This is a genomic window from Mesorhizobium sp. M1A.T.Ca.IN.004.03.1.1 (genome assembly GCF_003997555.1).
Lineage (GTDB): Bacteria > Pseudomonadota > Alphaproteobacteria > Rhizobiales > Rhizobiaceae > Mesorhizobium.
Window position 1 is genome coordinate 1 of the sequence record NZ_RZTV01000192.1, and the last position, 287, is coordinate 287.

The window sequence follows — 287 nt, forward strand, 5'->3', positions numbered from 1 at the left end:
GGCGCCGTCGATCAGTTCGGCGCAGCGCGCGAGATCGTAGCGGCCGTCGCTGCCGTAGCCATACTGGATGTTGTAGCTGATCAGCTTCATTGATGAACCGGCTCAATATATGGCCACGCCAGTAGCGTCTCGGCGATGGCGTGGCAATGGACCGCGGCGACGCCTGGGATGGTCCAGCCAGTGCATGTCGCGCAAAAGTGTGTAGCGGTTTTGCGAGAAACGACATGCACAAAAAAAGACCTAAAGCGCGTCACCCCGAATCCGTTTCAGCGCGACGTGCTTTATGC

Annotated in this window: 1 pseudogene; it reads right to left on the reverse strand. The window is 58.5% G+C overall.

The annotated features are described in order from the left end of the window. A pseudogene (locus tag EOD29_RS37570) lies at nt 1-90 on the reverse strand (EEP domain-containing protein); the annotation flags it as partial. Nucleotides 91-287: the final 197 nt, after the last annotated feature.